Annotated in this window: 6 protein-coding genes; 3 read left to right on the top strand and 3 right to left on the bottom strand. The window is 68.7% G+C overall.

The genetic code is table 11. The features are described from left to right. Positions 1–991: 991 nt before the first annotated feature. The 3 genes from ACZ4MF_RS44180 to ACZ4MF_RS44170 all read right to left on the bottom strand — a co-directional run bounded on the left by ACZ4MF_RS44180 (position 992) and on the right by ACZ4MF_RS44170 (position 4,681). Positions 992–1,948, bottom strand: a complete 957-nt coding sequence (locus ACZ4MF_RS44180; protein ID WP_467499431.1) for a sigma-70 family RNA polymerase sigma factor — start codon at positions 1,946–1,948, stop codon at positions 992–994. Between the two features lie 10 nt (positions 1,949–1,958). After that, positions 1,959–3,167, bottom strand: coding sequence for an NAD(P)/FAD-dependent oxidoreductase (locus tag ACZ4MF_RS44175; RefSeq protein WP_467499430.1), 1,209 nt, complete (start codon positions 3,165–3,167; stop codon positions 1,959–1,961). Positions 3,168–3,640: 473 nt separating this feature from the next. Continuing rightward, complete coding sequence (locus tag ACZ4MF_RS44170) at positions 3,641–4,681, bottom strand: LacI family DNA-binding transcriptional regulator (protein ID WP_467499432.1); 1,041 nt, start codon at positions 4,679–4,681, stop codon at positions 3,641–3,643. Between the two features lie 391 nt (positions 4,682–5,072). On the opposite strand from ACZ4MF_RS44170, the gene ACZ4MF_RS44165 reads away from it, so the two are divergent. Genes ACZ4MF_RS44165 through ACZ4MF_RS44155 form a run of 3 tightly spaced genes read left to right on the top strand, consistent with a single transcriptional unit; the run spans position 5,073 to position 8,280 of the window. Continuing rightward, positions 5,073–6,380, top strand: coding sequence for an ABC transporter substrate-binding protein (locus ACZ4MF_RS44165; RefSeq protein WP_467499429.1), 1,308 nt, complete (start codon positions 5,073–5,075; stop codon positions 6,378–6,380). 11 nt (positions 6,381–6,391) lie between these two features. Next, the gene (locus tag ACZ4MF_RS44160) at positions 6,392–7,444 is read left to right on the top strand and encodes a carbohydrate ABC transporter permease (protein ID WP_467499427.1); all 1,053 of its coding nucleotides are present in this window, start codon (positions 6,392–6,394) and stop codon (positions 7,442–7,444) included. Continuing rightward, positions 7,441–8,280 carry a carbohydrate ABC transporter permease gene (locus ACZ4MF_RS44155; RefSeq protein WP_071379028.1) on the top strand — a complete coding sequence of 280 codons (840 nt, stop codon included), beginning with the start codon at positions 7,441–7,443 and terminating at the stop codon, positions 8,278–8,280. The genes ACZ4MF_RS44160 and ACZ4MF_RS44155 overlap by 4 nt, the downstream gene beginning before the upstream one ends. Positions 8,281–8,311: the final 31 nt, after the last annotated feature.

The raw sequence follows: 8,311 nt of genomic DNA, 5'->3' as shown, positions 1-8,311 counted from the left end.
CCGGTGGCCGTTCTCATATCCGGACCCTCACTCCGACGCCGGGACAAACACCCGGATCAGGTGGGAACCGGTACACCACTTCCAGGGACGCAACCGGGAACCACGATGAAGGCGGCTCAGCCCGGACGGACCACGGCCGAACGTTCTCCCAGGCCAGAGCTAGAACCGACGGCCAATGCTGCAGCTTCCCAAGCTGAGCCACCGGACCTGCGGTTACTCCGAGATCCCTTGGACGAACACGCTGACGGCGATGAACACGCCAGCAACCAGGAACCCCCAGGCCACTACCCTCTGTATGACCCGGTTGACGCGGTCGTTGAAAGCGCGCCGCTGCCCTCTCCGGCCCTCGGACAAGCGCCGAAACCATGAGGGCACACTCGCCTCAGCCCGCCGACGGTGCCACGTCGCGAACCCTCGATAGTCGAGAACGAGAACCAGGCCCACAGCCGAGAGGAACGCACCCATAAAGAACGGCCCCAGCAAGCCCCACCCGTGGACAGGCGTACCACGCCCGACCATCACTGCCACCGTGACCATGAGGCCATGACGTGTCATCACCCGGGGATCATAGGAGTGCAAGCCCGCCAGGGTGCATGCCTTCCGCGTCTTCTGCCTCGTCCGCCTCGTCGCAGACCCGTGCCCTATCCTGCGGCAAACCACGGGGAACCACGGCTACGAGCGCGCACCCCGCAGCACCACAGCCTGCGCCCATATCACCTGGTCAGGGGCCGTTCACCTGAGGTGGGTGTGGGATGTGAACCCACGGTGACATCGCTGCCACGACGGTTTTCAATGTCGCTGTCACTCCGATGGACTGCTAGAGCGACTGGCCGGACGGTGATGGCGATATTTGAAAAATCCCCACCCCGTGCTCACGGGTTGGACGGACCTGCTGAGTTGATCTCCCCACCCGCCAGGCGAGGTAGCAGCCGTTCAACGAGCTTCTGGCCGTGAACGTGGGCGCTGCGCCGGACGGCGGTCGGCGAGGGGCTCACCACTGGGCGATGAGCGGCGTGTCCGGTTCGTGCTGCCTCCAGTCTTCGGTGAGGCGGACGAGGCGGGCGGGGGCTGCGATGCCGCGCACCGTTGCGATCTTGCCTCCTGCGATGTCGAACGTCACGGCGCCGATGACCTGGTCGCCGATCACGAAGAGGATGGCGGGGGCGCCGTTGACGAGCGCGTAGTGGACGGCAGGCGTGCCGCCGGCGAGTCGCCGTTTCGCGGGGGTGGGTTTGAAGCCGGCCCGTGCGACGGCGGCGATGCGCTGCGCGGTGTCGAACTGCAGCAGCTTGTCGGTCAGGCCGGCGCCGTCGGAGATCGCGGTGGCGTCGTCGGTGAGCAGCGCGACCAGCCGTTCGGTGCGGCCCGAGGAGGCGGCGGCGAGGAACTCCTCGACGATCCTGCGGGCGGATGCCGGATCGACTTCCTCTTCGCCGCCGCGGCGCGCACCGGTGATGCGGCGTCGGGCCCGGTGGAGGTGCTGTTGGCTTGCGGACTCGGTGAGGTCGAGGATCTCGCCGATCTCGGCGTGACTGTGGGCGAACGCTTCGCGTAGGACGTAGACAGCCCGCTCAACGGGTGACAGGCGTTCCATGAGCGTCAGTACGGCGAGGGAGACCGATTCACGCTGCTCGAAGGTGTCGGCCGGGCCGAGCATCGGGTCGCCGTCGAGGAGCGGTTCGGGCAGCCAGGCACCCGCGGTGCGTTCGCGGCGGGCCTGCGCCGAGCGGAGCCGGTCCAGGCAGAGGTTGGTGACGACCTTGGTCAGCCATGCTTCCGGCACCTTGATCCGCTGCCGGTCGGCGGCTTGCCAGTGCAGGAACGCGTCCTGCACGGCGTCCTCGGCATCGACGGCGGAGCCCAGCAGCCGGTACGCCAGCGAGGCCAGCCGGTTCCGGCTGGCCTCGAACCGGCTGGTGCCGAAGCGATCGGTCGCGGTGTTGTCCACGCGGATCACCCTAGGCGGCTACGCGAGGCGCCTTGTCGGCGGACGCGTGCGGCGCAGCGGCCAGGCGGTGCTTGCGCTTGGGCAGGCCGAAGGTCGGGTGCGAGGTGGTCCACAGCGACATCTTGAGGATGGCCGCCTTGATCCGCGCGGCCTTCCAGCCGCCCACGTACTTCGGCTTTGCCTGCCCTTCGCCGTCGACCATCTGCAAGATCCCGTCCCGCCGCCCGAGGCTGATGTGGTTGCCCAGGTACTCCAGCTTGGCGTTCGGGATCTTGCGGCCGGTCAGGCGTCCCACGATCGCGGCCGTGGCCTGCATGCCGGTGTAGCCAGCCGAGGCACAGGACATCGGCAGCGGGCGGCCGTTGTCGCCGACGGCGTAGGCGCTGTCGCCGGCGGCGTAGACGTTCGGGTGCGAGAGGGACCGCATGGTGCGATCGACGACGATCCGACCGTTCTCGGTGACCTCCAGCCCGCCAGCGGCGGCGATGGGGCTGACCGCGAACCCGGCCGTCCACACGGTTGCGTCGGACGCCAGGGCGGTGCCGTCGGCACACAACACCCGCGCCGCCTCGACAGCTTCGACCTCGGTGTGCTCCAGGACGGTGATGCCCAGCCGATCGCAAGCCTGACGCAGGTGGCTGCGGGCTCCGACGGAGAGGGAGGCGCCCAGCTCGCCGCGGGCAACCAACGCCACCGACAGGCCGGGCCGCGTTTCGGCGATCTCAGTGGCGGTCTCGATGCCGGTCAACCCGTCGCCGACGACCAGCACACGCCCGCTTTCGCCCTGCCTGCACAGGCTGTGCAGGCACTTGCGCAGGCGCAACGCCGAGGGCCGGCTGGTGACGTCGAAACCGTGCTCAGCCGCGCCGGGGACACCGTGGTCGGCACCGTAGCTGCCGAGCGCGTAGACAAGCGTGTCGTAGCCCAACTCGCCTCCGCCGTCGGCGTCGGCCACGGCGATGACCTGGCGCTCGGGGGCGACGGCGGTGACACGGGCCAGGCGCAGCCGAACCCCCGTGCCCGCAAAGACGTCGGCGAGCTGGGGAGCATCGATCTCCCGGCCGGCCGCGAGCTGGTGCAGCCGCAGCCGCTGGACGAAGTCCGGCTCGGCGTTGACCACGGTGATCTCGGTGTCCGCCGGGGACAACCGGCGGGCCAGGGTCCCAGCCACGTAGGACCCGGCATAGCCGGCGCCGAGGACGACGATGCGGTGCTTCATGTCTCGCTCCTGTCGGTTGGCTTGCTCCCGGCGACTTGAGCGGGAGAGCCTCCCGATTGCTGACAGGAACCGCGTGTGACATGGGTCACGCACTGGGAGGGGTGATCCTCGGCCAGGGTCTCGGACCAAAAATTGTTAGTTCGGAGAACTCGCTGCGCCGTGCAGTTGTCCGGCGATGGCGCGTCAGCGAGCGCAACAGTGACGGGTGGGGATGTTCCCGGACCGGCGTCCGGCTGAGACCGAGTGCCGGCTGAACACCCCGGCCCCTTCCGCCGGAATCGGTACCACTCAGTCGTCCTGCATCTCCTCGCGCGGGACGTGTCCCGGGCATCGCCGGCCCGCAGCTCTCGGCGGCCCGGCCGAGGCGGACGGCCCGGGTCGCTCGGGTGCCGTGCTCGGCCCGGTCGAGCCGTGGCGGGCACCGCCGGGGGGATCGGTACCTGTGACGGGTACCGGTGCCGCCGTCCGGACCGTCACCCGTGCGGCGACTCACTGCGGGCATCCTGTTCGTCCTGCGGACGAGGCGCCGGCGCGGTGGTGGTTCGCGGGATCACATGCGTGGGCAGGACGACGTGCCTCTCGTGTTCCGCCTCGGAGTCGTCGATGAGTCTCAGGGCGAGTTCGCCGGCCGCGCGGCCGATGTCCGAGGGGGACTGCGCCACCGTGGACAGGTCGAACCAGTCGGCGATCGGCTGGTCGTCGAAGCCGAGGACGGAGATGCGTTCCGGCACCGCGATCTGCGTCGTGCGCAGGGTTCTGATGACCGCGACCGCGAGCTCGTCCTGTTCGGCGAAGATCGCGGTGGGCGGCTCGCGCAGGCTCAGCAGCTTTCCGACCGCCTCAGCGGTCCTTCGCTTGTCGCCGACCGGGGCGGCGACCGCCAGGTCCTCGTCGAGGGGGATGCCCGCTTCGGTGAGTGCCTGCCGGTAGCCGAGCAGCCGCTCGTTGGAGCTGAAGGAGAAGCCGCTGGCGCCCACGCTCTGGACGAAGGCGATCCGGCGGTGGCCGAGGTTGAGCAGGTGGCGGGTGCCGTGCAGGGCGCCTGCCACGTCGTCGACGTAGACACTGGGTCGCCCGTCCACGTGCTGACTGACGTAGATGACGGGCATGCCGAGGCCGTCCAGCCGCGCGGTCTCCTCGTCGGTGAGGTCGAAGGAGAACACCAGCAACGCGTCCGCGTTGCGCCGGGCCGGGAGGCGTTCGAAGAAGGAGGTGCGCTCGGCCATGTCGGGTATCACGTACACGCTCAGTTCCATGCCCGCCGCCCGGAGCAGCGGGGCCAGGCTGGACAGGGCCGCCCCCATGAACCACGCGTTGAGCGTGGGGACGAGCACGGCCACGTTCCCGGTCCTGCCGGTGACAAGGCTTGCAGCCTGCCGCGACACGGCGAAGTTCAGCGAGCGCGCGGCCTCCTCGACGCGGGCGCGTACCTCCGGCGAGACGGTGGACAGGCCCCGCAGGGTGCGCGAGACGGTGGATGTGGAGACCCCGGCCCGTTCGGCCACGTCGGCCATCGTGGGGTGGCGCTGAGCTGGCGGCATGAGCGGACGGTAGCACAGGCGACGTCTCGTTCCCGGTCCCGGATGACAGCGCTGTCACAGCGTATGTCCAGGGTGAACGGGATAAGTGTGCACGCCATCGGTTCCGGTGCCCGCTGCATTACCGCGACGTAACGCATTGACTTCCGGAAAACGCCCCCCTAGCGTGCAAGCGTTGTCTCGACGACGTCGAAGCATTTCATTCGAGCCGATATTCGGTGCTTCGACCTGCGATGTTGATCCATGTGGGTCGGGACAACGCAGTCTCACAACAGAGTCATCTCAGAGCCGTCCCGGCAGCGAGCGCCCTACAGGGAAACCAGCCGCGACCTCGGTTCCGCACGACCAGGCCCCGCCAGGAGACACAGTGAAGACAAAGACGTCCAAGACCACCACCAGAGCGGTTCAGTGTTCGGCCGTGCTCGCCCTCGGCGGGCTCCTGATCACCGCCTGCGGCTCCTCCGGCGGCAGCGGCTCCGGGCAGAGCGCCACGACGTCCTTCGAAGGGCGCGGCCCCATCACGTACGTGGCCGGCAAGGACACCACCGGTACCGTCCAGCCGACGATCGACCGCTGGAACGCGCTGCACCCGAAGGAGAAGGTCACCTTCATCCAGCTGCCCACGGACGCGGACGCCCAGCGTCAGCAGATGATCCAGAACGCGGAGACGAAGTCCGACGCCTACACGGTGCTCTCCCTCGACGTCGTGTGGACCTCGGAGTTCGCCGCCCACCAGTGGATCGACAAGCTGCCCGGGCAGAGGTTCCCGCTCAGCCGGATGCTCAAGCCGGTGGTGGAGACGGCCAAGTACCGCGGCGGCCTGTACGCGGCCCCGGCCAGCTCCGACGGCGGAATGCTGTACTACCGCACCGACCTGCTGAAGAAGGCCGGCATCGGCGAGCCGCCGACCACATGGGCACAGATGAAGGCCGACTGCGCGAAGGTGAAGAAGCTGCCCGAGGCCAAGGGCATGTCGTGCTACGCCGGGCAGTTGCAGAAGTACGAGGGCCTGACGGTGAACTTCTCCGAGGCCGTGAACTCGGCCGGCGGCACCGTCACCGACGCGAACGGCAGGCCGGACGTCGACACCCCGGCGGCGAAGAACGGGCTGGACTTCCTCGTCGGCTCCGTCAAGGACGGCACGATTCCCAAGGAGGCCATCACCTACCAGGAGGAGGACGGTCGCCAGGCGTTCCAGTCCGGCAAGCTGGTCTTCCTGCGCAACTGGCCCTATGCGTACGCCCTGGCCGCCAAGAGCGGCATCGCGGGCAAGTACGCGGTCGCACCGCTGCCCGGCCTCGACGCGCCCGGCTCCTCCAGCCTGGGCGGCCACAACATGGCCGTGTCGTCCTACGCCAGGAACAAGGCGACGGCCCTTGACTTCATCACGTTCATGACCAGTCAGGACACCACGGCCACCTTCCTCAAGGACGCCTCCCTCGCCCCGCCGTACGCCTCCTTGTACGACGACCCGAGGCTCATCGAGCAGTACCCGTACCTGCCCGTCCTCAAGCAGTCGATCCTGCACGCCGTGCCGCGCCCGCGCGTCGTGCAGTACGGCGACGTGACATCGGCGATCCAGCAGGAGGCGTACGCCGCCCTGACCGGCACCAAGACCAGCGCGCAGGCGCTGAAGGACCTGCAGCAGGATCTGCAGAAGTCCACGGCTCGGTGAGGAGCGCAGCCATGGCCAAGACCGAGATCCCGCCCGAAGCCGTCGCCGCCGACGGCCGCACCGGACCCCCTCCGGAGCCGGCGCAACGCGCGCGGCGGCCCCGCCGGCGGACCAGGGCGACCGCCGGTTCGGCGCGGATGGCGGCGCTGCTGGTGTCCCCGACGCTGCTGGTGCTGTCCATCGTCGTTCTCTACCCGACGCTCATGGCGTTGAACGAGTCGCTGTACGGGCCCAAGGGCCTGGACCCGAAGACCGGATTCATCAGCTCCACCGAGCCGTTCGTCGGGCTGAAGAACTACGCCGACATCTTCGGCGCGGCCGCAGATCGGTTCTGGAACGCCTTCTGGAACACCACCTTCTTCGCCGTCGTCACCGTCGGACTGGAGACGGTGATCGGTGTGGCCATGGCCCTGATCATGCACAAGGCGTTCCGGGGCCGCGCCCTGGTACGGGCCGGCATCCTCATCCCCTGGGCGGTGCCCACGGCGATCTCCGGCCTGCTGTGGCGATGGATCTTCAACAGCGACGGCATCGCCAACGCCCTGATCGGCCGTCAGATCCTGTGGACCACCGAAGGCTTCCACGCCAAGGTCGCCGTCATCGTCGCCGAGGTGTGGAAGACCGCCCCGTTCATCGGGCTGCTGGTCCTCGCCGGCCTCCAGGTGATCCCGAAGGAGGTCTACGAGGCCGCCCGCATCGACGGGTCCGGCGCCCTGCGGCAGTTCTGGCACATCACGCTGCCGCTGGTGAAGCCCGCGCTGCTGGTGGCGATGCTGTTCCGCTGCATGGACGCGCTGCGGATGTTCGACCTGCCGTACATCCTCATCGGCGCGCAGAAGAACTCGGTGGAAACCCTGTCCATGCTCGCGCAGAACGAGGCGTCCAACGTCCGCTTCGGCCCGGCCTCCGCCTACGCGGTGCTCCTCTTCCTCTACGTCTTCCTCGTCGCACTGGCCTTCGTGCGGCTGCTCGGCGCGGACCTCGTCGCGGACGGGGGCAGGGGCGCACAGAACAGCAGGCGCCGGCGGATGTCCCTCTCGCGCCGTACGGAGGTGACCGCATGACGACCACCATCACGGCGAGATGGCGCACCGGACTGCTGTACGCGGGCGTCGTCGCGGTCGTGGCCTACTGCCTGGCCCCGTTCTACTGGATGCTGGTCTCCAGCCTCCGTCGCACCTCGGACATCTTCGACACCTCGCTGCTTCCCGCTCCGGTGTCGTTCGAGAACTACCGGGCGGTGTTCGACCCCGCCCAGGGCTTCGCGCGCGCTCTGCTGAACAGCCTGGTCGTCGCCGGCATCACCACCGCGCTGGCCCTGCTGCTGGCCACGTTCACCGCCTACGCCATGGCCCGGCTGGAGTTCCGCTTCAAGCGGCTGATCCTGACCCTCATCATCGCCACCTCGATGTTCCCGGTGGTCTCGATCGTGGTCCCGCTGCTGAAGCTGTTCACCGACATCGGCTGGATCAACACCTACCAGTCCATGATCGTGCCCAGCATGTCCTTCGCGCTGCCGCTGGCGGTGTGGAACCTGACCACGTTCTTCCGGCAGATGCCCGACGAACTGGAGCACGCCGCCATGGTCGACGGCTGCACCCGCGGCCAGGCGTTCCGCAAGGTCATCATCCCGCTCGCCGCGCCCGGCATCTTCACCACCGCGATCATCACGTTCATCGCCGCCTGGAACGAGTTCCTCATCGCCCTGTCGATGACCAACCGGCCGAACATGCAGACCGCACCGGTCGCCATCTCCAAGTTCACCGGCGCCACGACGTACGAGACCCCGTTCGGCAGCCAGATGGCCGCCGGCGTCCTGGTCACGATCCCGCTGGTGGTCATGGTGCTGCTTTTCCAGCGCCGCATCGTCGCCGGACTCACCGCCGGCGCGGCGAAGTAGACGCCCTCTCCCCACCGACTCCCGAGGAGCA

It is taken from the genome of Streptomyces sp. NPDC025793, assembly GCF_055558375.1.
Note: the sequence above shows the minus strand (reverse complement) of the source record. Positions and strands in the feature narration are given on the sequence as shown.